Here is a 24,111-nt window from a genome sequence, read left to right on the forward strand (position 1 = left end):
AAAATTTCTTATCGACGTAACATGCCGTATACCGTATTACTGTGAATATCGGTTATCTATAGTATTCCTAAAGTATTCTATAATACATCCGATATAAGAGTTGATTTTTTCTACGAAGTTGAGGCGTTAGCGTATGTATCGTATAGGATCTGCACTTTGTTGCTGCTTTTTTTTATTGTTATCTATTTCTTGTGCATCCGGCACAGCACAAGGTGTTACTGCATCACCGGTCTCAAAACTGAGCGATGTTACAGAACAAGAATACTCGGAACACTCCCCTCAGGCAGCAGGATCAAGTAATAAGATTACCGAAATATCATCGGAGGAACAAACGCTTGCACGGCTGCTTCCGGAACTTACACGGGCTGTTGAAAACTACGATATACATAAGGTACTGGCATTGTTCAATGCTATTTATGAATCGTGCAACGGACAAGAAGATAATGCGGTTCTCATCGATGCCCGCAAGCGGATAGAACCGTTATTAGAAGCTATTTCCATAGAGGCAGTCAACAAACCTGCACCGGTGAATGCCGGTTCCCCGTTCACACAGCCTTTTACCGCTCGTGTCGTCATTACCGCACCCGAAAAACAGTTCCCGCTCGACAATTATCCTATTACCGTTCTCTATCCGTCCACCGGTACCGGCAGTAGCTTAAAAAGAGAGCTTGTACGGACGGATTCAGATGGTTTTTTATACTTTACCCCTCCAACCCCCAATCGAGCATGCGCCGGTACCCTTTTCTTTTGTCTTTATCCGGTAAAAAAGGATGCCGCTTTAACTGATGATGCAACCGACAATCTCTCCGTTTCTTTCCCCTATAAAGTTGCAACAACGGAAAAACGGATATCTTCCATTATCGCTATTCTTGATTATGATGAAAATAATACTCCGATTTTCTCCAGTAATATAACTTCAACACGGCTGCTTATGGGGCTGATGAAACGCGGCTTTACGAGAATAGGTCTTGATGAATATCGAGAACTTGCTCATACGGATGAGAATTCCGTTATCCGTGCCGCACAAGCGAAAATCGGTGCAGCTGTTGACCGTTTTATTTTTGGGAAAACATATATTACGGTAAAAACAGCGGAAGATAATACCTTCATCTGTACTATACGTGCTGAAATCTCGATTTGGGATTTTAAACAAGCACGGAAGATAAACCGATTTACCTTTACCCATACTGCGAAAGCTAAAACAAAGGCTCAAGCAATTTCACTCGCCCGCACCGATTTAGGGGAAACAGTAATCGCCGAAACATTCAATTATAGTCTTTAAGCAATGCGGCCTCTTGCAGTGCAAACTTTATTTGCTTATACTTTTTGCCATGAAGCTTTTTGTTGTGCGTCACGGTGAAACGGATTTAAATGTAAAAGAACTGGCTTGCGGTATTTCGGAATCTATACTGACTGAAAAAGGGCGGATGCAAGCGCAAGCATTAGCCAATCGGTTAAAAGAAGATAAAGCGAAAAATAATATCACAACGATTTACGTATCTCCGCTCAAACGGGCGAGAGATACGGCTGCATATATTGAACAGGCATTACAGCTTACCGCTATTCCGGATGCCCGCCTGCACGAGATAGATTTTGGTGATTTTGAAGGGAAACCGTGGAACAATCCGGAATTTTTATATATTCATAAAAATCCTTTTTTAACATTTCCTGCAGGTGAATCCTTTGCAAAAGTAGCACACCGTGCATACAGTATTATAGAAGACGTAAAGCATAAGCATACGGGAGACGGCAATATCCTCTTTGTCTGCCACGGTGTGATGACAGCGGCTATCTATACGTATTTTAAACCTTTTTCGGCAGAAGAGCTACTGCGGTTGGAAATTAAGAATTGCCAGCTGCTTGAGTTTGATTTATAAGAAGATCGGAGGCTGTTTTTTCCCAACCGGAAAAATATTGCTTCAGACAGGTTCCCATCTCGGGAAAAAACGGCGCTTCAATAAAAGGGGGCATATCAGCCGGTCTTGAGGCGGGAAAATACAACCGCCATGCATGGAGCAAGTAGTGCTTGCAGGCAGGCAGCGGATTTCCACCCTGATATTTACGATCCCCGGCTAACGGATGGCCTGTGCTTGCAGTATGCTTCCGTATCTGATGTTTTTTACCGGTGATAAGTTTAAACAGTATCAGCGATGCATCAATCCCTCTATTATAACTCAGCAAATAACATTGTGTGATGGTTTTACCGCTTTCGTCTTCGGCGGTAATAAACTGTGACGGCATGGCGCCGCGCACAAGGCCTAAATAGTATTTACCTACTGTTTTTTCCCGCAAACATTGAGAAAACCATTGTGCCCCGGCAAGTGTCTGCGAAAAACAGAGCACACCGGTAGTATCTTTATCCAGCCGGTGCAGCGGTCCAGGTTTAAAAGAAAGGCTTTGCAGAGGATTACGAGCGAAGCGAGCAGGAGGCGGTATATCGGGGGATAACTGTACCGTAGTGTCGCACTGTAGGGTATTGCCGCAAAGGTGCGCAGCACCGAAAAGCAGCGCGTCGATGCTGTGCTCCCCATGTACGGGAATTCCCACAGGCTTATTGATGATAAGCAAATCGGTTGTTTGTAACAAAATCGGGATATCGGTAGGAATGCGAGCTTGCCTGCCGGAGGTATGGTGCCGTTTACCGGAGGTATGGCTTTGGTTTTGTTCACCGGACGCAGAGTGCTTCCGTATCGGCTGTTTTTCAGCAGAGAGGAGTATTTCAGAAATGGATAAGGTATCGCCTACTGCCGTCCGGTAATTAAGCGCTATCCGCTTACCATTGATACGGATTAAGCCCTTACGGATTGCTGCATACAGCGCCGAAAGCGGAGTATCCGCCAGAAATTTTCTGATTACACGATCAAGCCGCCTGCCGGCATCGTTTTCCGAAAGAATAAATTCCGTTTTATGCTTTTCCCATACGGCCGATGCTGTTTAACACCAGTTGTTTAAACAGCGGAGCCGCTTTCTTCCCTGCATCCAGCACTTCTTGTTCGCTCAATAATGAGCTGCTCATACCTGCCGCAAGATTCGAAATGAACGAGATGCCGCAAACACGCATACCAGCATGGCGGGCAGCGACCGCTTCTACAGCAGTACTCATACCGACAGCATCGGCGCCGAGTATCCCTGCCAGACGTACCTCTTGCGGTGTTTCATAAGCGGGGCCGGTGAATTGACAATACACTCCCTCTTGAAGCGGAATATGCAAGGACTCTGCCGCTGCTTTGATATGCATCCAAAGATCTTTATCATACACTTGCGTCATATCGGGGAAACGCACACCGAGAGTTTCAAAGTTTTTCCCAATGAGCGGCGAAGGCACAAGACAGGTGATGTGATCGGTAATCAGCATAAAATTACCTGCGCTGAAGTTTTTGTTCGCCCCGCCTGCCGCATTGGTTAAAAAGAGGATTTCCGCCCCCATCATTTTCATCATCCTAATAGGAAGCACCACATCGGTCATCGGATATCCTTCGTAATAGTGGATTCTCCCCTGCATAATAACGGCAGGAATCCCTTCTATTTTCGCAAATACAAATGCGCCGCGGTGTCCCGGTGCTGTAGAAAGCGGAAAATTACGAATGGAAGCATACGGAATAGTCGCGTCAACCTCCAATTCGTTCGCCAGATCACCCAGTCCGGAACCAAGCACTAATGCGATTTTAGGGGTGTACGGAATGTGATCTTTGGTATTTTTAAAACATTGTATCAATTTTTCTTCAGCAGTCATATAATTTCCTTTAAGCATCTGCATCAACATTTGTCAACAGGCGTTCCATGTCGGCTAAGTCTGCAATACGGCTTGCAACGGTTTTGCCTTTTCCTGCCATTTTTGTATCGTATTGGAGCGTTGCACGATAAAGTTCAAGCACCATCGAAGCCAATAGGTTAAGGTTCGGCGCCAGATTACTGAATGCCATATTACGGTACACTTTATCTGCAGTCGCCATTTTGGTGTTTGCTTCGGCAATTGAATTAATATTGGGAAGAACATCGCGCCGGACTAAATAAATAAAACGAGCAAGCGCGATAATGTCATAATAAAGGTCATCAAGATGGAACCCCTGTAAGACAAAATCCTCGGAATGCTCGGTCAAATCAACGATGTGCCGCGATAAATCAATATTAGAAAGAATTTGTGCAAACAAAGGACGTAAGAAACGTGTTGCGATATTTTCATTGTAATGCCGCCCAATTCTTACGATTATTTCAGCGATAATTCTATCATCCACTAACATGGGCTTTACTATATATCAGTTCACAGGTTTTTACAAGTATAAACATCTTACATGGAGAACTTCTTCTTCATCTGGGCAAACATCTTGGCGATGTCTTCTTCCTCCGGTTCCGTTTCCGGCTCATGGTACTGCACCAGCTCCGCAGGAATTTCTTCCAAGAAAGGCGAGGGGCTGCACTCCAACAAGCCTGCCTGCCTGCGCCGAGTCCGGCAGCTTGTAATAATGAGCTTGTCGCGGGCACGGGTAATTGCGACATAGAACAGGCGGCGCTCTTCTTCCACATCTCCCGCATTTTCTTCCATACTACGGGCATGGGGGATAATGCCTTCCTCGGCGCCTGCGATAAACACCACCGGAAACTCAAGCCCCTTCGCTGCGTGGATGGTCATGATATTCACCTCGCCGGTATCTTCCTCATTTTGGTCATCGCGGCTCAACAGCGTGATGCGATTGAGGTAGGTATACAGCGAAGGGTCAAAGTTGTCGGGGTTTGTCTCCCACGTGTCGATAGACTGCAAGAGGCTTTCGATATTCAAAAACTTAAAGCGCGCCGCTTTTTCGTTCTTCTGAAACTCCTGCGTCAGATAGTCAAAATACTGAATGCGCTCTACGAGTTTCCGCACCTTATTTGCCAAGCCCTTTCCCGAAAGCAGCTGCTTCCGTTCGGAACTTATCAGCTCGACAAACTCCTCCAAATCGGCAAGGCTCTTTTCGCGGAAGTCATCCGGCGGACGCTCAAGCAGCGCATGAATCGCCATGCGGATAGAGCACTCCTTTTCCGTTGCGATTGCGGAGAGCACTTCCAGTGTTTTTTTTCCGATGCCGCGCCGCGGTGTGTTGATAATACGCAGGAGATTGATGTCGTCGTCGGGATTCGCAATCACCCGCAGATAACTGATAATGTCTTTAATTTCTTTGCGCTGAAAAAAGCTCGTGCCGCCGGACATCCGGTACGGAATATTGGCATCGAGGAAGGATTCTTCAATCGCGCGCCCTAAGCCGTTGGTGCGGATCAAAACGCCGAAGTCCGCATAGCTCCGATTCTCGCGCATTTTCTCCGTAAGGATGGTGTCCGCAATAAAATCAGCCTCTGCCACCTCATTCTCCGGGATAAAAATTTCAATCGGCTTGCCGGAACCATTCCCCGACCACAGCGCTTTTTCTTTCCGGTTGGTATTGTGCGAAATCACTCCGTTCGCAGCCGCCAAAATCGTACCGGTGGAACGGTAATTTTGCTCAAGCTTAATCTCCACCAGATGCGGAAAATCCTTTTCAAACAGGCGGATATTTTCATAATTCGCTCCCCGCCACGAATAAATAGACTGATCATCATCACCGACCACGCAGACATTATCATCCGCAATCAAATGCATCATCTGATACTGCTGAATACTCGTGTCCTGAAACTCATCCACCATCACATACCGGTAGCGGTTCTTGTACACCGCAAGCACATCGGGATGTTCGGTAAAAAGCTTAATCGGCAGCATAATCAAATCGTCAAAATCCACCGCATTAAACAGCTTGAGTCCCGCTTGATATTCGTTGTACAGCGGACGATACACCGCCGTCTGCGCCGTAAAGTTTTTCTGCCCCGTCTTTATCTGAGAAAACAGCGTCCCCACTCCGTACACATCGAGCGTCTCCGTCGCAATTTTCAGTTCCTTTGCCGACTCCTTAATCAGCTGATTGCGGTCTACCTCATCGTAAATGCTAAAATTCTGCCGCCATCCCAGCCGGTCAATATATTCCCGCAGGATTTTCACCCCCAGCGCGTGAAAAGTACTAATCGTTAAATTCTGTAACTTCTTGCCCGTCAGCTCCTTAATCCGCTGCTCCATCTCCCGCGCCGCCTTGTTCGTAAAGGTCAACGCCAAAATCTGCGACTGAGGAATCCCGCTTTCCAGCATGTGCGCAATCCGAAACGTAATCACGCGCGTCTTCCCCGACCCCGCCCCCGCAATAATCAGCACCGGTCCGTTAATCGTATTGACCGCCTTCGCCTGCTCAGGATTTAAGTTTTCCGTATTCATAAGACTGGGGAGTATAGCATAAAACGTGGGGAAAAGATATGGAAGAAGTTGACCTTTTGGTTCTTGTTTAGGTGGTTATTTGGAGGGGGAAGTCTCCCCCTACGCTCCGGCTTCCTGCTTGAACCTACCGAAACATTTCGGCAGCCTGTATCTTGAGCCGGTGTTTTTCCCTCACGGTCAAAAACCGGCTTCTGCTGTTTCTGTGTTCAAGCAGGCGATCCTCCGCTACCCCCCCCCCTCATTCACGAGCACCGTCCATGGTGCTCGTGAACTTGCAAGTTTTGCGTCAGCGCAAAACATTATTATCGTTGCTTCCCTGTCCCTAGTAGCCTTCTACTAACCTTTATTGCAAAGAGTGTTTACCGGTTGGCGAGTGAGTACATTGTTTACCGAATTTAGTCTGTATTCCGGTACTAACCGGCTTACATTCATGTCCGCAATAAACGCAGTGTACTCCGTCAGAAACAAGCACATGCTTTTGCGATGGACTGCTCTTACATGCAGGTCCGTACTTTGTCCAAAGTTTTAAACTTGAGTTTGCAGTACATTCTTGTCCACAAAAACGGCATACCATATATTTATTCTCCTATTACTTTTAATGCTTTCTCCGCATCTATTTCTTTGTCTAACTCATCAAGCGAAAAATCACTATACGCTGCCACAGCTGTAACTACGCCTGCCACACTTGCAAGATCGTCACCGTAACCGACTACCGGCATTATATCAGGGATTAAATCGAGCGGTAAAAGAATATAACCGATTGCACCGAATACAAGTGCTTTTAAATGTATCGGCATTGCAGGATTATCCAGTGTCGAAAGTAATTTACCAAGTGAACTCACAATAGCACCGGCTGTCCCTGCGATTACTTTCGGTTTATCGCGGGTTGATTTACGTAGTTTTTTCAGTAATTTTAACGCCAGGTTCTTATCAAAGTGCTTTTGATACGTGTCTACCAACTCTTCTTCACTTACTCTTTTTTCTTCCTTAGGCATACGAATCTCCTTTTATTGTGTCTTAAATATTTCTTCCCAAAATTCCTCATCACTATAGAGCTTATTACAATCATGATTTATGCTTTGAATTTTGATAAACAAATCATGACTACAAATAAATTCTTTTTCTGCTTTGTCCCGTTCAATTTGTTTTTTCGAAATTTCTATTGTTGCTTTCTTATCTCTTATTACTTTATCCTGCATGCTACCGGTATCAGAATATACCTCATCAGAAAATTTCGGGTAATCAGCATAATGATACGTAAAAGCGAGCATTTTTGTTATTCTACCGTCTTGAACTATAGTGAATTCATTTCGTTTATCACTAAAATTAAATCTAAAACACAAGTTCTCTGTTGGAGTACCTGTTATCGAAAGAATTATATCATTGCCTCGTTCTGTATATTCTAATTCTTCTTGTTTACTTTTTTGCTTTATAAAAGCTCTTACAGATATCTCTTTTCTTTTATTTCTCTCTTTATTAAGAGTAATTATTTCTTTTGCGGATTCACAGGACTTTGCCTGCCAATCTTGAGCTTCTTTCTCTAATCTCATTATTTCATCTTGGTGGTGTTGTTCCTGCTTTGCTATGTTTTTGTAATCTTCGAGGATCATACATTCACTCCTATATTTCATTCAGTTTACTTAAAATTACATCCATTTGTTTTTTCTTTTCTGCAATGCGTTTTTCTTCCGCTTCCTGTCGTATTTTTTCTTCGGCCGCTTTTTGCTCTTGTTCTTTAATTTCTATTTCTATTTCTATTTTTTTTTCTTTTTTGTATTTAATATTGTCAAAACAAGATTGAAATACTTCTATTTTACTCCATAATTCTTTGAGTCCAGTGTTTTCCATTTTTGCTTTCTTTGAAAAGGCCTCGAGACTTTCTATGGTATACGTGTCTTTGATGTAAAAAAAATCGTGAATTAGCGGATCCTCCAGTAAACTGCATCCAAGACTTAGCCTATACCTACGAAGGTTAGGAACATAAAAATGCATAGAAAATATTGTATCTTTTTTATTAAATTTAAAATAAAAACAATTGAATTTTACACTTCCGCTTCCCAATTCTGTAGTAACGATGTCACCAATATCATAATCATCAATATGATGTCTAACAAGTCGCTCAACAGAGACGTCAACTCTGGTCAGTTTTTCTGCATACTCAAATTCGTAATTATCAGCTGTTTTACATAAATATACAGGCATTTTATCAGAATCGTCTTTAGCTATAACTTCACGTTCTGTAGCTTGTATATCAATCAATTCAGAAGTATTTATGCGTGAAAAAAACTCATTCCATTTTTCTAAAATACTAAAGAAAACATCCTTCTCTTTATGTACATCTGTTTCTATATTTTTACCGGTTATTACAGAAATGATATTGTTAAACATATCCGCAAAATTCTTTTCTACATTTGAATTTTCAAAAAAAACTTGTTTATCTTTATCATATACTATTACATTTTGAGAAAAAAACCTATTTCCATCATCGCCTTTTTTTTCTGTTTCAAAGTATGAAGCATTCGAAAGAAATTCATATTTAATTTTATCTACATTGGTATCTGATCTTTTATAATATAGAAAATCATTTGTAAAATAAAGTTTCTCATCGGAAGAAGCTTCATAAATTGCCGCAACACATGACCTTATTTCATTTTTTGCAAAATGAATAATAAATGAGTTTTTTTCGTTATCGGTTATATCCGGTACTATCTTCCAGTATTTTTCATCACCTTTAATATTTGCTTTTATTATATCAGCGATTTTACTTACGTTTTGACAGCTTTTATAAGGGATCGATGGAGGAGCCTTTTTAAATTCAGAAACCACTTTATTTAGAAACATTGCAATTTTTTTTGTAGCGTAATTGCCTTTTAAAATTTCTTGGTTACCTCCTTCTTTTTTTATTATAATAAAACCTTCAGCTTTATTCTTTCCAAACAAGGATACTTTATCTTCTTCGCGGTATGAAATAGATAAAATTTCTGAAAACCTTATACCCTCTTTTATTTTCTCTATATATAACTTCTCATTAGTTAATAAAAAAAAACTTGCAGACAATATCGAAAGCAAACCTTTTACTTTGGCATTCCCTATACAAAGAACCGATATTGGTTCCTCTTGCGGTGCAAGTTTATTTAGACCTGACTCCCATTTATCTTCATCTAAATCCGGTGCAAATATACAATACTCCATTTCCGGTGCGATTGACTCATAAATTTCCTTTAAGGATTCTATATATGACATAGTTAAACATCTCCTTTATACTATTATTTTATAACCTTTAGCAAAAATTCATATATACTAATCAGAATATCTGCCTAGGGGCTTGTTTCCTAACATAAAGTCAAAAAATGAAGTAAAACTTGATTCGATGACTTCACAATTTATAAATCAAGTTTTACTTCAATATTCAATTTAATACTCCGAATTTATAAATCATCTATCATTCAATATTTTTGTACCGGACTTGATACATGCTGCAAGAACAGAGTTCACCCCGTGAATAAACTTATCAAATCCACTAACCTTTCCTGCCTCCAAATTAGCGTTATATTTCTCATTTCGCATCTCTTGTCGAGTTAGAGTTTCTTCTGCACGCTCATTGAAATTATTTCTGCTTTCTTCAAATTCATCTCTTGTCATATATTCCTCCTTATTTTTTGTGTATACCGGTAACAGACTGACACTGAGCATTTTTTGCTTTAAATATCGCTTTAGCTTCAGAAATATTACCAGCTTGAACTCTACTTGGGGCTGTATGCGTTTTTCCGTTTTTATCAACCCATACTGTAATTTCATAAGTATCCATACTTAAACTCTCCTAATTAATATTCATATTTTTCACTCAATCTATAATCGAAAAGGTTCCGCACAGTCGGCTTTTACGAATAAGATCCGACTGCCAATTCGTATACGTTGAGCATAAAAATCAAAGTTTTCAAACAGTTTTGCTAAATTGTGAAATAAAAATCTTAATTTACCTTTAAAACGGTACCTATGTAAAAAAACGCACAAGACAATACAAAACAGCTGTCTTATGCGCTTATCATCAATGAGAATAGAATAAAAATATAAAAGATTTCGACTTAGCTTATTACTTGCGCCATTACGACGTAGGGGGGGGGGGGGGGTATTATGGAAGAAACTCTACCCATTAGAGCCGTCTTTGGTTTTACGGATAATACACCTGCTGCAAACATATTGAGCCAGTAATTATTAAAGTACGGCTGTGAAGAAAATATATCTGATACGATAGCAGAATTCCTTACCATGGTAATTAATAGGGTAACACGGGAAATAAGCGGTGTCAAGCAAAAAAATTCAGAATCATCACACTTTAAAAATATCAGCTTGTTTATTCTACCGGCGTTCCCTCTTTCCAGGATTCAAAAATATACTCACGGGATTGATAAAAAAAATCCGTATTATAATTTGAAATTGCTCCGTCAATCCATGACGAATAAACAGAGACCAATGTGTCAACAATAAAATCAATAGATTCGTTTTCTGCACAAATATCTTCAATAAGGCGTTCGTATACTGCACCGATTGTCCAATAATCCGGAACTGCATAACGGCACCGTAAAACATTATCAAAGTCTCCGGATGTTATATTATAAATGGATATAACTTCATCGGCAATTTTTTCAATCGGTTCGCAATGAAGCGTGTCTGCATCTTTATACAGTCTTTTTATATTGTTTTTTCCAAGTTGATTTACCAGTTTTGACCGTTCAATTTTGCAGAGGCGGCCGATATATTCCAAAAGACTGCACACATAAAATAACGAACTATTATTTTTCATCATATACCTCGTAAGCCGTCTTGAAAGTCAATGTCTCCAATGCTCGCGCTGTATGAAAACTTATCTGATGGGTAGGCTTTTTGAACTTTGCAAGTTCCCAAAATGCAGATCGGGAGATTTTACCATCAATGAAATCCTGAATATAATTGAATATAGTATCGTTCGCCATAGGGCCTTCCACTATGTCATAATCATGAGATTTCCCACTCCGGCAATCAATGATAAAATCAAGCCATGCCTCTGTCATCTCCGGAAAGTTCAACATTTTGAGAGAGAAATTCTGAACATATTCATATTCGTTCACTATTCCTTTTCCGGAGAATCTCACTGCCCATCTTTTCGCCTGCTCGCTTATAAGCGTACAATAAAAACCAAAGTAAAAGTCTTTACTATACCGAAGAATGCGAATTTCAGGGCTTTTTACAATTTCCCGGCTTCCGTGATAAAGTATCATCTAATAGGTTCCTTTGGTAACTATTATAATTGAGATTTGTCTTTCTGAAAACATACTGCATTATCTGTGACCTGAACAACGGTTTGATTGAACCGGTTGCGGTCTCTCGCCTGTACCGAAACTATTGATTGCATAAAAAAACCGCTCCAGGAGTATGCAAGATGGAGCGGTTTAAAAATAGAGTATAAATCATTCACACTTATCAATACTTTTTACGAACGCCTTTGACTTATAACGACCTCCTTACAAGGAACTTCTTGTATGATTATATGTTAGCAAAAGATTACATTTATGTCAAGCAGATATAACAAAAAAGTAAAATAATTTCAGTTTTCCAAAAACGATTTCAATTCGCTAGCCCTATCGATGAGATTATGCTATAACACATACATGGATAGCAGGGTAAACGCATCAGAGATTTCTTGAATATCCCCGCAGAATGATGAGGCTGTTCAACCAGAATTTCGCCGCATTGCGGCTCAAATGGTTGCCCGGCCTCCTCATTCTGCGATTTTTATCTATTTATCTGATGCATTTACCCTTACCCTGAAAAAATACGCAAAATTTTGTTCAAAATTTTGCGTAGAAATGAAAGCAAACGCTTAAAATTTTATAATGCGTTTGCTCAATATACATGGAGATAGGTATGGCAGATGAATTCAGCTATGAAATTACACAAAAACATGGAATTCTTTCTACTTCAAAAAGCGGATGGACGATGGAATTAAACTCGGTGGCATGGAACGGGCGCAGCCCCAAATACGACCTCCGCAGTTGGTCTCCCGATCACGAAAAAATGGGAAAAGGGGTTACACTCACTACGGAAGAACTGACCGCGCTTAAAGCGCTATTGAACGGTATGCAGCTGTAACATCTTCCCTATAAAGAACCTCAAAAGCGACGGAGCTTTCAGAGGTTCTCACGACTCAACAATTTCAAAAACATCTATTCTAAGGTAGAAAAGTGCATTAAAGCCGTTTTTGCCTCGTCGCCGGTTTTTTCAATCATTGATGAAAAGTCAACCAGCGAGGTATAAATAGCGTCCGTTTGCGAGTGGATTTTTTCAAAAGATTGGTCAAGTTCATCACTGGTGGCTCCAATGCCCGTAATGACGGTTACTACGTGTTTTATGGTTCCGCCGATATCGTGAGAGCTTTCCAATGCGGCAGCCGCAAGCCGGCTCAGTTCTTCCGCAACAACGGCAAAGCCTTTACCGGCATCACCGGCATGCGCAGCTTCAATTGCTGCATTCATACTGAGCATCTTTGTTTGTTCTGCAATACTTTCGATAATTTCAGACATTTCTTGAATTTTTGAAACGTTTTGGATGATAAACTGCAGATGCTCATGGGTTGTTTTGAACAGCTGATGGCCGGTTTTAAATGTTTCCACCAACTTTTTTGCCGTTTCGGAATCAGTACGGTGATTTTCAGCAGTTTGCTGTACCGAAGAAAGAATTTCTTTCATCTGAGTTGCCGAATGATGATATCCATCGCGCGCTTTCTCTGCTGTCACTTGCATCGTTTTATATGTTGCTTGCAGATCGGTATGCTTCTTTTCCAGTGAATCATAGCTGCGTTGAAGATCGGTAAGATTTTGTTCCAGCTGAGTATTACGCTCAAGAAGGGCTGCTTGTTTTTCAGCAAAAGCGCTATTCTTTATATCGGACTGCGTACTGCCAGCAAAGCGGCTTTCCATATCAGTGCGATTTTTTGTTCCCCACGATGCAGCCGCGCCCTCCGATTCTGCAAAAGCTCCTGCTTCGCGGTTGCCGAACGTGAAACGTGCCGGTTGTATTGCCCCTTCCGATTGAGGCGAGCAGAAAGACGCTGCACCGGAAGCAAGCCGTCGCTGCGATGCAGTATCAGACGATCCGTAGGTTTTCAAAGCACCTCCCTCATCGATTATTTCTACATCCGTTTCACGGGTATATAAGCTCTTACTATCCGCCTTATTTTGTATCCCGGTCGAATCGGTCGGCAATCTTTGCTCGGAAGCAACAGTTTTCGGCCCCGCTTTCAGCACAATCCGCTTTTTTGCATTACGGGCAAGCAGGATGGTATAAATAGTTTGTACCAATGCCCATGTAACAAAAAGACCTAACAGCCATGTTACCGAAATCAATATCCCCGAAAGAATTGCTGCCTGTTTCCGATACCGGCCGGCGGCGCTCTCTAATGCACCGGATACCGCATCAAACTCATTAACATGAGTGCTGATCAGCTTTTCAATTGTTTCCAACTTCTTTTCATCAAACGGTTTCGGCTTTGCCGCACCCAGTTGGTTATAATCATTAATCAGCGTGGTAAATTCTGCATTTATTGAGCGAGCAGAAGTAAAATACCTCGAAAGGCTGCTCCGCAATGCAGCATCCTTTTCCGTGTATTTTTCTGCGGCATACTCCACGGCAACTAACGCCGGCTCGTACTTACTTAAAGCACCAATGACAGAAGAAGGGATATGTACACCGGCAACACCGTAACGGTAAACAGTACCGCGTACATAAAGCATGTTACGTTCGTAACCTACCAGTTGTACAATCTGACGTTCAAGCGTATCAGCCGGTTTTGAAATTTGCAGAAAAGTTCCGGCTGCGATAAGCAATAGCAACACCAGTATGCCCGATAATATCCCGATTTTCAGTTTTATGTTCATAACAATAGGCCTCAGTATAAGTATCGGACAATAATCACCGATAGATTAAAATACAATCTGATGCGTTTACCTTCCTTGCTGTGTAAAATTTTGGATAAAATTTTACACATTTTTCCAGCAAACAGGCAAACGCATCAGACAAATAAATAAGAATCGCAGAAGAATAGAGGTTGGACGACCATTTGAACCATCTTCAACTGTTGTACATCCATGTACATCAGTTGAAGGCGAGTTTTGTGCGTGTACAAAACATCGCTACTATATGGAACCACTGCCATCCTTGGCAGCTCTGGTCGAATAGTCTCAATTTTTCCGCGGGGATGTTAAAAAAACGGCCTGATGCGTTTCCCCTACAGAGTCCTTTGACCAAAGCCTTTTTTTATGCTATAACACCAGCATATGACTGAATGTTCATTTACAGTGAAAGAACGGGTTGTATATCCCGGTCAAGGTGTCGGAGAAATCGTCGAAATCAGCGAAAAAAAATTCAAAGATGAAATGCTGACGTATTACGTCATTTACTTTGATGAATCCGACATGACGGTTCTTGTGCCTGCACTCAAGGCGACCGAGTTAGGTATTAGAACGATCGTTTCTGCCGATGAAGCGCAGGCTGCACTGGCATTTTTATCCGAAAAGTTTGACCCCATCCCCAGTGATTGGAAGATGCGGTATCAAATGAACCTCGATTTATTCAAAACGGGGAGCATTTTAGACAATGCATCCATCGTCCGCTCACTTTACCACCGCAGTAAAATAAAAGAACTTCCTATCCAAGAGCGTAAATTATACGATTCCGCATATCGCATTTTTTACGATGAGCTTTCTTATGCACTGCAAAAACCGAAGTCGGAAATTGAAGCGATGATTCATTCATATCTGGAGGTTTTAAGTAAAAACGCTCCTGTCGAAAAACAGGATCAAGTTGATACTGATATATTTGACGACGGTATGAATGATATAGACGACGAAGACGATTTCGATGACGACGAATAATGCCGTTCTAATTACAGCTGCCGGAAGTTCTCAACGCTTTGGAGAAAAAAAAGAATTTCTTCCCTTACCTTCCGATACGCATACATCGGTACTGTCCGCCTGTCTTTACGCTTTTGTATCTGCAGGATGCTTTGGCCGTTATGTCATAACCGTGCCGCAGGGCAAAGTTGAAGCAGCCTATTCGCTGTTGAGTACCGATACACGGCTTTCCTCTTTTTTCGATGCACATCGAGATAGTCTTCATATCGTTGAAGGGGGAACAAGCCGGCAGGAGTCGGTGTACAAGGGGCTGTTAGCGCTTGCGGATAAAAACATAACCTGTATACTGGTACACGATGGAGCGCGGCCGTGGGTTTCCGGCGAAGTGATTACTTCGGTATTAACGGCAACCGAACAATACGGAGCGGCAGTCCCTGCCATATCCGTAACGGATACACAAAAAGAAGTAGACGAAACAGGAAAGATTATCCGGCACCTTAAAAGAGGCCGGCTCGCCGCCGTACAAACACCGCAAGGCTTCCGCTTTGAACCGTTGCTCTACGCACACCGCCAAGCCTGCAACGACGGCAACATCTACACGGACGACAGCGAAATCTACGCACGATATTGCGGAACTGTTTACATCTGCCCCGGATCGCGGGAAAACAAAAAAATCACTTATCGAGAAGACCTTTAAGGAAGACACTATGATACGAATTGGCTTAGGTTATGATCTCCACACCCTTGTAGAAGGCAGGCCATTAATCTTAGGCGGGGTTCATATTCCTTTTGAAAAAGGAGAAGCGGGGCATTCAGACGGAGATGTGCTACTCCATGCTCTTGCGGATTCCCTACTCGGAGCCGCTTGTCTTGGCGACATCGGCGAGCTTTTCCCGCCGAATGATCCGCAGTGGAAGAATGCCGACTCCCGGATGCTCCTAAAAACAGTGTGGGAACGGGTACGGGCAGCAGGCTGGCAGCTTGAAAACGCCGATTGCGTTATTGCGATCCAAAAGCCGAAAATTCTGCCGTACCGCGAGGCAATCCGCCGGTCTATTGCGGAAATTCTATCGGTAGAAATCGATCAGATCTTTGTCAAAGCAAAAACCGGTGAGGGGGTCGGCGTTATCGGCAGCGGTACAGCCGCCGCCGTGTGGTGCACTTGTCTTCTTTCGCGGTAAACACGCTCTCGCACCATCACGTTTAGGCGTCAGCTTATTTCTCAGCAAGCTCTAGGATGAGCTGTACCTCTCCTTGCGATAGATTGAGGGCATTGGCAATAGCGTCCTGCGTCCATCCGCTTCTAAAGAGCTTCAACACATTCTCACGAGTACCCACTGCTGTTGAGCCTTCCGTCTTGTTGACCGGCTTTTCAGTTTTAACCAAATCCGCAAGCAGCTTCAGCTGGTTTTCCGAATTTTTCGATATATCTTGTAAGCGAGTCTCGGTGCCGGCAAGCCATTCGCGGGCATTGTGCAGTTTTTCAATACGCCCCTCAAGCTCTCCAAGCAATTCATCGATGGTATCAAGCTGCTCCCGCGCCTTCTCCGCTTTTTCCTGATTGGAAATAAGATATTCCATCTTTTCTTGAATATCTTGCAATTCCGGCGGAATGGTGTAGAGCTTACTCTGTACCGACTTAATATCTTTTTCAACCGTCTTTAAATCTTCAAAGGCGGCATCAATACTCTGCACTGTTTGGTCGAGCACAGTACCTTTTTTCTCCAACCGGTCATAGCGGGTATTCACATCGGCAATGCTTTCTTCGATACGCCGAATTTGCACCTGATAGCGCTGTAATTCATCATCAGCCGAAGCGAGCTCAACAAGTTTTTTATCCATCGATTCGGAAAGCACCGTCAGTTTTGCAAAGTCATTTTCCAAAATTTCAATGTTTTTACGTTCACCCATAAATCGGGCGATTTTTTGTGTCGCTTCCTCTTCGAGATGGGTTACCTTTTCGTATTTCAAATTCAGGTCATCCATTGTATTGCGGTAGATTTCAAAACGGGTAACTTCCGCTTTCAGCTTTTCGATATTCTGTTCCAAGTCGGCCTTCAATTCGTCCGCACGGTCAAACACGCGTGTCTGCGTAATAAAGGCATTTTGCCGCTTATCGATTTCTTCAACGGTTTCGGTCAGCTGATCGGAATCGCGCCGTATCTTTTCGAATAAATCATGCTGCGTTTCTTCCACTTCGCTGCGAAGACCGTGTACCAGCTCCCGTATGTTGTCAAGCGAATGATTTGCTTCCCCCGTCGCGTTGTTGATCCGTTTATCCAGCTCGTTCGTAACCTGTTCGGCATCACGCGTAAAGGCTTCGGTAACGCTGCGCACCTGTGCAGAAAATTCTTCTTCGGCACTCTGCACCTTTGCATTAAGATCATTGATTCTCTGCTGCATCAGTTTAAGCGCTTCATCGCTTTTCACGCTGAAATCTTTATAGTACGAGGTGTATTTTGAGCCGATGCCTTCGATAGCCCGTTCCGTCGATGCGGTAAAATTCGCAACCTTTTCGTCTACCGTAGCCCGCATCTCTGCCAACTGTTGGTCGATGCGAGCCTTCCATGTTTCAAAATCGGTTTTAGCCGCATCAAGCTGTCCGCCTGATTCTTGCTTAACCGTATCAAGCCAATTCTTTACCTCTTTTGTAGCATTTTCAACTTCAACACTCTGCTGCCGCATCGATTCCTGCAGTTCAAGCTTGAGACCGGAAAGCTCATTGCGCATATATGTTTGAGCTTTTTCCTTTGTCTGATCCATCATATTTTTAAACTGAGTGTTATAGGCGAGCAGCGCTTCATCGCTTGCCGTAATACGCTTGGCAATTCCCTCTTCGATTGCGGCAATATCTTCTTTGAATTTGGCAAAGTGTCCCTTGTATTCCTCTGCCGTCTGCGCAAGCCGTGCTTTTAAATCCTGTTTATACGCATCTTCCAAATCCTTACGCGCGGACTCGCTTTCCGACCCCATCAGTGCAAGCCGTTCGGTAACATCGTTCCGCAGCTTTTGGATATCTCCGCTGAGCGCATCGCTGCGGCGGGTCAATTCGCTTGAAAAATCGGTTTCAAAGAGGCGCAGCTTTTCGGAAAGCGCGGCTTGAGATTCCTCACGCAGCACGTTCAGCTGTTCGGTTATCTCCTGAAGTCTACCGGCAAGCGCATTTGCCCGTTCGGAAAAATGTTTTTCAAAGCCGTTATATTTTTCCTGCATGGTATAGGTATGCTTTCCGAAGTCCTGCAAAAGCCGGTCTTTCACCGACTCTTGTGCCTTTTCCATTTCGGCAGAAAGCTTATCGATACCGGCAATGGACTTATCAAATTTTTCGTAATAGTAGGTTGCTTGTTTTTTATATTCGGCAAACTTTGTATCTGCCGACTGAGAAAGCGCGGTAATACTTTGAGCAGCCTTTGCAGCGGTCTTTTCGAGGCGGGCATTTAATCCCGTTTCAAACTCGGTAAGGCGCGAATCAAGCTGCCGGTTCGTATTCTGCATATCCGCCTCGGTTTTCTCCAATCCTTTTTCAAGATTTGTGATGCGCTGCGTAAATGCAATCTCAGCAGCGCTGAACTGCGAATGCAGTGCGCTTTCAAGTTTATCAGCTTCTTCTTGCCAATCCTGTTTAAACTTTTCGGCAAGCGCTTTATTTTCGGTCATGCCGGCAGTGATCTCCGCTTCAAGCGCTGCAGAACGGTCATCAAGCGCTGCCTTATACTGCTGCATCTGTAGTTCCATCTGGGTCTGCAGTTTAGCAAAAGATTCATCGCCAAGGTTTTGAGCTTTTTTACTCGCCTCGGTGAACGCCTTTTTATAAAGGTCATTCAATTGGATTGAGGTTACCTCGAGCAATTCCGCACTTTTTTTCTCTGCGCCGGTAACCCTATTTTCAAAAGCGCTAATGGTATTATTAAAACCCGCAGTAAGCTGTTCTTCAAGCATCTGGAGATGTTCACGATTCTGCTTATAAAAGCTATCCTGCATTTCGGGCATCAGTTTTGAAATATGATTCAATTCACTCCGTGCATCCGTAATTTTTTTTGCAAGCGAATCGACAAAGTCTGATTCCTGACTGACCCGTGCAAGATTTTTTTCCGCAAGGGCAGCCATATCCATAACAGTCTTAATTGTCTCCTCCGCCCCTGCAACATTTTTTTCTATTGCATCGATGGATGATGAACGGGCAGTCAACACATCGGATTTTTTCATAAAATCGTTGTATATGGAATCGAGCCGGTTAACAGCCGCAATCGCCTGTGATAGTTTTGCGTCAAGCTCGATCGCCGCATCACGCAAATTCTGCGTCCGTTCCTTAACAAACCCTTCTATTTCATCTTTAACACGGTCGCCGTATTTTTTTGCTTTTTCTATCGAACGGCTGTTTTTATCCATTTGCCGAAAAAAAAGAATCAGCATCAGAGAAAGCATAAGCGTTATCGCGGAGGCCAAAAGTTGCATTGACATTCTAAGTTCCACCCTTACTTAAAATAAATTCTGTTTTAATGAATAGATCGGACACATCTAAAAACAGCGGTTTTTAAAATTATCCTACCTATTATATTATAGCACATAGTTTAAGAATTGACGATAGTTTGAAAAGGAAATATCAGCATACGGCGGTTTTTTTCTGAACAATGAAACAAGCGGATTTTCGATATAAGCGGTCTTCATACCGACTGAAGAAGCGCCTGCGACATCATACGCTTTACTGTTCCCGACATACAGTATCCGTTCGCACGGCGTGTTCAAGGCTTCGGCAAGTTTAAGAAAAGGGATACGGGAAGGTTTAAGAGCGCCAAGCGCTTCGGAATCCAGCGCAACATCGCAGAGCGGAAGAATGTCCCATACGGAACCTTTCTGTTCGGGCGGAAAATCCGATAGAATACCGATTTTAAACCCTGCCTCTTTTAATCGCATGATCGCTTCTTTTACAAAAGGGTACGGACGAATACGCACAAATTTCTTTTTCCACCCCTTATATATTTCTCTGTCTAAAAAATCGCCTACTTCTTGCGGGGAGATATTAAGATGAGTTGCCAATAGTTCATTTTGCACATTGAAAAAATCCGGCAGCACTTTATCCGGATCAGATGAACTATATCCGTGTAAAATATGGCGGACTTTTCCAAAAGCTTTCATAAAACGGATATGGCGGATAAAAAACGGAACAGCACGCAGCGTCAGCTTCCATGCGGGATAGAGCGTACCGTCTATATCGAATGCAATAGCTTCAATGCCGGGGATTTTGCTTACAATCATTTTTTTATTATACCGTACCGATTACACCCTGTCCATTCATAAAAAAGAACGTGTGTGAGCCTCAGTTGTTTTCATTTCAGTCTCTTTTTCGTCCCTTTGCTGCGAACCCTATAGAGGATATATGCTGCCCGAACCGGATATTCGGCGGTCAATCATAAGAGGATTGCCTTTATAACCGACCGAACCTGAACCGCTGATATCGGCTCGTAAAAACGTCGTAACCCATACTTTTGCAGAACCGGAGCCGGAAATGGAAATATCGGCATCTTCGGTTTCCAGACGAGTCGTTTTTATATTGCCGGAACCGGAAATACTGCCCTCTAAACTTTGAGCTTTCCCTGTTGCTCCAAAAGAACCCGAACCGGATATGTTCAGCTTTAATTTTTTTACGGTAATATCACGTGCAACAACATCACCGGATCCGGAAACAACTACCGACATCGTACGTCCGGGTATATTGAATGATGAAACGGTACCGGTAAGCGAACCGGAGGCTGTTAATTGTATTAAGACCGGCATGGTAATAATAGCTTTGCAGTTCGAGCACCCGATAACATATCCGTGCTGAAAGCCGATATGCAAGATATTATTAGAAACATCTACATATAAATAGTTGAAGAGATTTTCATCAGCATCAATGGTAACGGAAAAAGTTTCACTCTGTCGTATATCGACCATCCAATCGCCACTGATGGAAACGGAATCAAAATTACTTCGAGAAAAGCTTTCCGTTTTCAACGTTCCATTTCCACGGACACGACCATTAACTACGATAAAGCAGCTGCTGGCGGTAAACAGAAGCAATGCGGTAAGGGCAATGCATACAATACTGATTTTTATTTTATTCATAAAAAAATCCTATTATGATAAATTTCTTGTCTGCAGAATACTTTAAGACAAAAACCGTGTTAACGCAACAGGGTAAACGCATCAGACCATTTTTTAACAATCCTGCAGAATAGGGGATAGACTTTCCGTTAGGTATTGACAATTCATATACCGTTCGGTATATTATATACCAGTCGGTATATAATATGAATAGTACAACAAACGATAACAGCAGAGATGAAATTCTCAACACAGCCATTCGTCTTTTTTCTCAAAAAGGATATGAGGGAGTTGGTGTACAGGAAATTTGTGATAACGCCGGTATTACAAAACCGACCCTGTACTATTTTTTCAAAAGCAAGCAGGGACTCTTACAGGCAATAGCGGATACCAAAGGCGCGGAGCTATTGCATCGTTTGAGTGATGCGGCAGTGTACGAGCACGATTTTCTGAAAAGCCTAACACGCATTTTGACCGCAGCGATTGATTTTGCAGTTGCGTACCCCGCCTTTTTTAATCTGCACAGCGTACTCTTAAATGCACCCGGCAATGCGGAAACCGAGGCTGTCTACGCGCCGTTAAAACAGCGTTTTGATTCGGTATTTGCAGCATTTTTTATAAAATCCGCAAACGAGTTCGGCAATATGCGCGGGAAAGAGGAGCTGTACTCAATCTTGTTCCACAATAATGTTATTTCGGTAGCACTGCTGTGTGCGCAGAACAAACTGCCTAGAGATGATCAAACGATTTATCGGATTGTGCATAGTTTTGTCTACGGCGTCGCTTAACCTTTTGAAAATATACGGCGCATCTACTTCGTTGCTGCACACAAATTAATCCTCAACGTATCAAAGATACGCCTGCGGTTAATTTGTGTTCGCGCCTCGTATCTGTACCGTCTTTTTTCAAAAGGCTTACGGAAAGGGACTTTTGAAAATATACGGCGCATCTACTGCGTCGTACGCTGAAAATAAATGCTCAACGTATCATAGATACGCCTCCGCTTTATTTTCAGCTATCTCCTTGTAGCTACACCGTCTCTTTTCAAAAGGCTTACGGCAAGGAGTTCAGGACGGACAGGGATGTCCGTGGTTGCAAACAGAAGCGATGTTTTTGCACAGCAAAAACTCGCGTTCAAAAATTGACAAGGATGTCAATTTTTGAACTTGCCATGGATGGCGGTGATAGTAGTCAGAAGTGAGTTTGCTGCAAGCAAACTCACGCATTAGCTTGTACACGGATGTACATTTCAGAACCGCCACGGACGGCGGTGGTTCCATGCAGCAGCAAGTTTTTCGCGAGAAAAACTTGTCGTTGAACAGTGTACAAGGATGTACACTGTTCAACAGCGGAAAGGATTGTAGGGGCGGCGAAGCCGTTCCGAAGGAATGGAGCCGAGAGGCGGAACCCCGAAAAGCCTGGTTTTTGCTGGAAGCAAAAAGCCGCCCAAAACTAAAAAAATAAAACAAATGACGGAGGTGTCTATGTCTCAAGTTTTTTCAGATAAGGTTTTTTATCATATTTATGCGCTGGGGATGGGGAATTGTCCTAAGCGGAATGACTTTGCGTGTCCGGCGGGGGATTTTTTTGAGAAACTGGCGGGGCGGTTGGATGAGATTCGGGCGTTGGGGTGTAATGCGCTGCTGATTGGACCGGTGTTTGAGTCAACGGCGCATGGGTATGATACGGTGGATTATTACCATGTGGAGCGCCGGTTGGGGAATAATGAGCGGTTTAAGGAGTTTTGCCGTCTGTGCCACGAAAAGGGCTTTGCGGTGGTGCTGGATGCGGTGTTTAATCATACGGGGCGGGATTTTTTTGCGTTTAAGGATATTCAGCGGCATGGGTACGGCAGCGCCTATAAGGATTGGTATGTCAATCTTGATTTTTCCCGGCGGAGTGCGCAAGGGGATTGCTTTGAGTATGAAGGCTGGGCCGGCTGTAAGGATTTGGTCAAGCTGAATGGCGATAGCGCCGCAGTGCGGGAGCATCTTTTTGGTGCGGTAAAAATGTGGATTGAAGAATTTGGGATAGACGGACTCAGGCTTGATGCGGCGGATGTGTTAAGTAAAAACTTTCTTGATGCACTGGGGGATTTTTGCCGAAGTATTAAGCCGGATTTTTGGCTGATGGGTGAGGTGGTGCATGGCGACTATGCCGAATGGACGCGGAACGGCAGGCTTGATTCGGTAATAAATTATCAAATTTATAAAGCGCTCTGGTCGTGTTTGAATGATCAGAATATGTATGAGCTTTCGTATAATTTGGACAGGGAATACAATAGCGAAAGAGGAATGTACAGGGACAGTGCATTGTATAATTTTGTGGACAACCACGATGTAAACCGCGCGGTCAGTACGCTCAACAAGCCGGAGCAGCATATCCATCTTTTATACGGACTGCTTTTTACCATTCCCGGTATTCCGTCCATTTACTACGGCAGTGAATACGGCATCAGAGGGGTTCGGAGCCATAATTGCGATTATGAACTGCGTCCGCCGCTCCCGCCGTTCGGTGAGCTTCCTGATTTTACTGCTCCCGGTTTTGATGCAGGGTTTATCCGCACCTCGATTACAACATTTGCAAAGATACGCGGACAGCATCCCGCCTTACAGCGCGGGTCGTACCGGCAGGAGTTTATTGCAAACCGGCAATTCGGCTTTTGGCGTAAGTGCAACGAAGAACAACTATTGATTATCGCCAATTCCGATTTTGCTCAAAGCTTTGTTTCGCTGCATACCATCCCGACGGGTGAGTATGAGAGCCTGACGGATGGAAGAGTCTATCATTCCGATGCGTTAAAAGGACTGCAAATGCCTCCGTGTTCGATACTGATATTGCGCAAGAAGTGATCAAGGCAGTATA

Annotated in this window: 23 protein-coding genes; 8 read left to right on the forward strand and 15 right to left on the reverse strand. The window is 43.2% G+C overall.

Annotated elements, in window-relative coordinates:
• Positions 1–133: 133 nt before the first annotated feature.
• Both E4N66_RS11030 and E4N66_RS11035 read left to right on the forward strand, forming a co-directional pair.
• Positions 134–1,282, forward strand: coding sequence for a hypothetical protein (locus E4N66_RS11030; RefSeq protein ID WP_253728050.1), 1,149 nt, complete (start codon positions 134–136; stop codon positions 1,280–1,282).
• 49 nt (positions 1,283–1,331) lie between these two features.
• On the forward strand, positions 1,332–1,877 hold the full coding sequence (locus E4N66_RS11035; protein ID WP_253728051.1) for a histidine phosphatase family protein: 546 nt from the start codon (positions 1,332–1,334) through the stop codon (positions 1,875–1,877).
• Here E4N66_RS11035 and E4N66_RS11040 read toward each other — a convergent pair.
• The 11 genes from E4N66_RS11040 to E4N66_RS11090 form a co-directional block, all read right to left on the reverse strand.
• Positions 1,843–2,586 (reverse strand): RluA family pseudouridine synthase, encoded by a 744-nt coding sequence (locus E4N66_RS11040; RefSeq protein ID WP_253728052.1) that lies wholly within the window; start codon positions 2,584–2,586, stop codon positions 1,843–1,845. The two genes, E4N66_RS11035 and E4N66_RS11040, sit on opposite strands and share 35 nt — an antisense overlap.
• Positions 2,587–2,905: 319 nt before the next feature.
• Positions 2,906–3,733: a purine-nucleoside phosphorylase gene (locus E4N66_RS11045; protein ID WP_253728053.1), complete on the reverse strand. Its 828-nt coding sequence runs from the start codon at positions 3,731–3,733 to the stop codon at positions 2,906–2,908.
• A gap of 10 nt (positions 3,734–3,743) precedes the next feature.
• Complete coding sequence (locus E4N66_RS11050) at positions 3,744–4,241, reverse strand: hypothetical protein (RefSeq protein ID WP_253728054.1); 498 nt, start codon at positions 4,239–4,241, stop codon at positions 3,744–3,746.
• 47 nt (positions 4,242–4,288) lie between these two features.
• Complete coding sequence (locus tag E4N66_RS11055) at positions 4,289–6,274, reverse strand: ATP-dependent helicase (RefSeq protein WP_253728055.1); 1,986 nt, start codon at positions 6,272–6,274, stop codon at positions 4,289–4,291.
• A 578-nt stretch (positions 6,275–6,852) separates the two neighbouring features.
• On the reverse strand, positions 6,853–7,269 hold the full coding sequence (locus tag E4N66_RS11060; RefSeq protein WP_253728056.1) for a YkvA family protein: 417 nt from the start codon (positions 7,267–7,269) through the stop codon (positions 6,853–6,855).
• A 12-nt stretch (positions 7,270–7,281) separates the two neighbouring features.
• A complete protein-coding gene (locus E4N66_RS11065) occupies positions 7,282–7,884 on the reverse strand; it encodes a hypothetical protein (RefSeq protein ID WP_253728057.1) in 603 nt (200 codons plus the stop codon).
• Between the two features lie 10 nt (positions 7,885–7,894).
• Positions 7,895–9,517, reverse strand: coding sequence for a hypothetical protein (locus E4N66_RS11070; protein ID WP_253728058.1), 1,623 nt, complete (start codon positions 9,515–9,517; stop codon positions 7,895–7,897).
• A gap of 192 nt (positions 9,518–9,709) precedes the next feature.
• Positions 9,710–9,916, reverse strand: coding sequence for a hypothetical protein (locus tag E4N66_RS11075; protein WP_253728059.1), 207 nt, complete (start codon positions 9,914–9,916; stop codon positions 9,710–9,712).
• Between the two features lie 10 nt (positions 9,917–9,926).
• Positions 9,927–10,082, reverse strand: coding sequence for a hypothetical protein (locus tag E4N66_RS11080; protein WP_253728060.1), 156 nt, complete (start codon positions 10,080–10,082; stop codon positions 9,927–9,929).
• Between the two features lie 546 nt (positions 10,083–10,628).
• Entirely contained in the window at positions 10,629–11,078 is a 450-nt protein-coding gene (locus E4N66_RS11085) for a hypothetical protein (RefSeq protein ID WP_253728061.1), read from the reverse strand.
• Positions 11,068–11,532, reverse strand: a complete 465-nt coding sequence (locus E4N66_RS11090; RefSeq protein ID WP_253728062.1) for a DUF3990 domain-containing protein — start codon at positions 11,530–11,532, stop codon at positions 11,068–11,070. The genes E4N66_RS11085 and E4N66_RS11090 overlap by 11 nt, the downstream gene beginning before the upstream one ends.
• Positions 11,533–12,178: 646 nt before the next feature.
• Between E4N66_RS11090 and E4N66_RS11095 the strand changes: the two genes are divergently transcribed.
• Complete coding sequence (locus E4N66_RS11095) at positions 12,179–12,403, forward strand: YdbC family protein (protein ID WP_253728063.1); 225 nt, start codon at positions 12,179–12,181, stop codon at positions 12,401–12,403.
• A 74-nt stretch (positions 12,404–12,477) separates the two neighbouring features.
• Here the strand turns inward: E4N66_RS11095 and E4N66_RS11100 are convergent, their stop codons facing one another.
• Positions 12,478–14,187 carry a methyl-accepting chemotaxis protein gene (locus E4N66_RS11100; RefSeq protein ID WP_253728064.1) on the reverse strand — a complete coding sequence of 570 codons (1,710 nt, stop codon included), beginning with the start codon at positions 14,185–14,187 and terminating at the stop codon, positions 12,478–12,480.
• 399 nt (positions 14,188–14,586) lie between these two features.
• On the opposite strand from E4N66_RS11100, the gene E4N66_RS11105 reads away from it, so the two are divergent.
• The 3 genes from E4N66_RS11105 to ispF are packed head-to-tail and all read left to right on the forward strand — an operon-like array spanning position 14,587 to position 16,343.
• Positions 14,587–15,183: a CarD family transcriptional regulator gene (locus E4N66_RS11105; protein ID WP_044013976.1), complete on the forward strand. Its 597-nt coding sequence runs from the start codon at positions 14,587–14,589 to the stop codon at positions 15,181–15,183.
• Positions 15,170–15,859, forward strand: a complete 690-nt coding sequence (locus tag E4N66_RS11110; protein ID WP_253728065.1) for an IspD/TarI family cytidylyltransferase — start codon at positions 15,170–15,172, stop codon at positions 15,857–15,859. Before E4N66_RS11105 ends, E4N66_RS11110 begins: the two co-directional genes overlap by 14 nt.
• A gap of 10 nt (positions 15,860–15,869) precedes the next feature.
• On the forward strand, positions 15,870–16,343 hold the full coding sequence (gene ispF, locus E4N66_RS11115) for a 2-C-methyl-D-erythritol 2,4-cyclodiphosphate synthase (protein WP_044013981.1): 474 nt from the start codon (positions 15,870–15,872) through the stop codon (positions 16,341–16,343).
• A 34-nt stretch (positions 16,344–16,377) separates the two neighbouring features.
• Here the strand turns inward: ispF and E4N66_RS11120 are convergent, their stop codons facing one another.
• From E4N66_RS11120 to E4N66_RS11130, 3 genes are all read right to left on the reverse strand, one after another.
• On the reverse strand, positions 16,378–19,623 hold the full coding sequence (locus tag E4N66_RS11120) for a SpiroCoCo family coiled-coil protein (RefSeq protein WP_253728066.1): 3,246 nt from the start codon (positions 19,621–19,623) through the stop codon (positions 16,378–16,380).
• Between the two features lie 96 nt (positions 19,624–19,719).
• The gene (locus E4N66_RS11125) at positions 19,720–20,418 is read right to left on the reverse strand and encodes an HAD family hydrolase (protein ID WP_253728067.1); all 699 of its coding nucleotides are present in this window, start codon (positions 20,416–20,418) and stop codon (positions 19,720–19,722) included.
• Positions 20,419–20,526: 108 nt separating this feature from the next.
• Positions 20,527–21,267 (reverse strand): head GIN domain-containing protein, encoded by a 741-nt coding sequence (locus E4N66_RS11130; protein ID WP_253673656.1) that lies wholly within the window; start codon positions 21,265–21,267, stop codon positions 20,527–20,529.
• A gap of 185 nt (positions 21,268–21,452) precedes the next feature.
• On the opposite strand from E4N66_RS11130, the gene E4N66_RS11135 reads away from it, so the two are divergent.
• Both E4N66_RS11135 and E4N66_RS11140 read left to right on the forward strand, forming a co-directional pair.
• The gene (locus tag E4N66_RS11135; protein WP_253728068.1) at positions 21,453–22,034 is read left to right on the forward strand and encodes a TetR/AcrR family transcriptional regulator; all 582 of its coding nucleotides are present in this window, start codon (positions 21,453–21,455) and stop codon (positions 22,032–22,034) included.
• Positions 22,035–22,730: 696 nt separating this feature from the next.
• Positions 22,731–24,098, forward strand: a complete 1,368-nt coding sequence (locus E4N66_RS11140) for an alpha-amylase family glycosyl hydrolase (RefSeq protein ID WP_253728069.1) — start codon at positions 22,731–22,733, stop codon at positions 24,096–24,098.
• Positions 24,099–24,111 lie beyond the last annotated feature (13 nt).

Source organism: Treponema sp. OMZ 857, from assembly GCF_024181085.1.
GTDB lineage: Bacteria > Spirochaetota > Spirochaetia > Treponematales > Treponemataceae > Treponema.

Excerpts from the sequence above, each read along its gene's own strand:
- E4N66_RS11065 (WP_253728057.1), bottom strand. The coding sequence starts at position 7,884 with ATGATCCTCGAAGATTACAAAAACATAGCAAAGCAGGAACAACACCAC.
- E4N66_RS11125 (WP_253728067.1), bottom strand. The coding sequence starts at position 20,418 with ATGATTGTAAGCAAAATCCCCGGCATTGAAGCTATTGCATTCGATATA.
- E4N66_RS11080 (WP_253728060.1), bottom strand. The coding sequence starts at position 10,082 with ATGGATACTTATGAAATTACAGTATGGGTTGATAAAAACGGAAAAACG.
- E4N66_RS11045 (WP_253728053.1), bottom strand. The coding sequence starts at position 3,733 with ATGACTGCTGAAGAAAAATTGATACAATGTTTTAAAAATACCAAAGAT.
- E4N66_RS11055 (WP_253728055.1), bottom strand. The coding sequence starts at position 6,274 with ATGAATACGGAAAACTTAAATCCTGAGCAGGCGAAGGCGGTCAATACG.
- E4N66_RS11135 (WP_253728068.1), top strand. The coding sequence starts at position 21,453 with ATGAATAGTACAACAAACGATAACAGCAGAGATGAAATTCTCAACACA.
- E4N66_RS11140 (WP_253728069.1), top strand. The coding sequence starts at position 22,731 with ATGTCTCAAGTTTTTTCAGATAAGGTTTTTTATCATATTTATGCGCTG.
- E4N66_RS11090 (WP_253728062.1), bottom strand. The coding sequence starts at position 11,532 with ATGATACTTTATCACGGAAGCCGGGAAATTGTAAAAAGCCCTGAAATT.
- E4N66_RS11100 (WP_253728064.1), bottom strand. The coding sequence starts at position 14,187 with ATGAACATAAAACTGAAAATCGGGATATTATCGGGCATACTGGTGTTG.
- E4N66_RS11105 (WP_044013976.1), top strand. The coding sequence starts at position 14,587 with ATGACTGAATGTTCATTTACAGTGAAAGAACGGGTTGTATATCCCGGT.
- E4N66_RS11130 (WP_253673656.1), bottom strand. The coding sequence starts at position 21,267 with ATGAATAAAATAAAAATCAGTATTGTATGCATTGCCCTTACCGCATTG.
- E4N66_RS11035 (WP_253728051.1), top strand. The coding sequence starts at position 1,332 with ATGAAGCTTTTTGTTGTGCGTCACGGTGAAACGGATTTAAATGTAAAA.
- ispF (WP_044013981.1), top strand. The coding sequence starts at position 15,870 with ATGATACGAATTGGCTTAGGTTATGATCTCCACACCCTTGTAGAAGGC.
- E4N66_RS11120 (WP_253728066.1), bottom strand. The coding sequence starts at position 19,623 with ATGTCAATGCAACTTTTGGCCTCCGCGATAACGCTTATGCTTTCTCTG.
- E4N66_RS11070 (WP_253728058.1), bottom strand. The coding sequence starts at position 9,517 with ATGTCATATATAGAATCCTTAAAGGAAATTTATGAGTCAATCGCACCG.
- E4N66_RS11075 (WP_253728059.1), bottom strand. The coding sequence starts at position 9,916 with ATGACAAGAGATGAATTTGAAGAAAGCAGAAATAATTTCAATGAGCGT.
- E4N66_RS11050 (WP_253728054.1), bottom strand. The coding sequence starts at position 4,241 with ATGTTAGTGGATGATAGAATTATCGCTGAAATAATCGTAAGAATTGGG.
- E4N66_RS11030 (WP_253728050.1), top strand. The coding sequence starts at position 134 with ATGTATCGTATAGGATCTGCACTTTGTTGCTGCTTTTTTTTATTGTTA.
- E4N66_RS11060 (WP_253728056.1), bottom strand. The coding sequence starts at position 7,269 with ATGCCTAAGGAAGAAAAAAGAGTAAGTGAAGAAGAGTTGGTAGACACG.
- E4N66_RS11085 (WP_253728061.1), bottom strand. The coding sequence starts at position 11,078 with ATGAAAAATAATAGTTCGTTATTTTATGTGTGCAGTCTTTTGGAATAT.
- E4N66_RS11110 (WP_253728065.1), top strand. The coding sequence starts at position 15,170 with ATGACGACGAATAATGCCGTTCTAATTACAGCTGCCGGAAGTTCTCAA.
- E4N66_RS11095 (WP_253728063.1), top strand. The coding sequence starts at position 12,179 with ATGGCAGATGAATTCAGCTATGAAATTACACAAAAACATGGAATTCTT.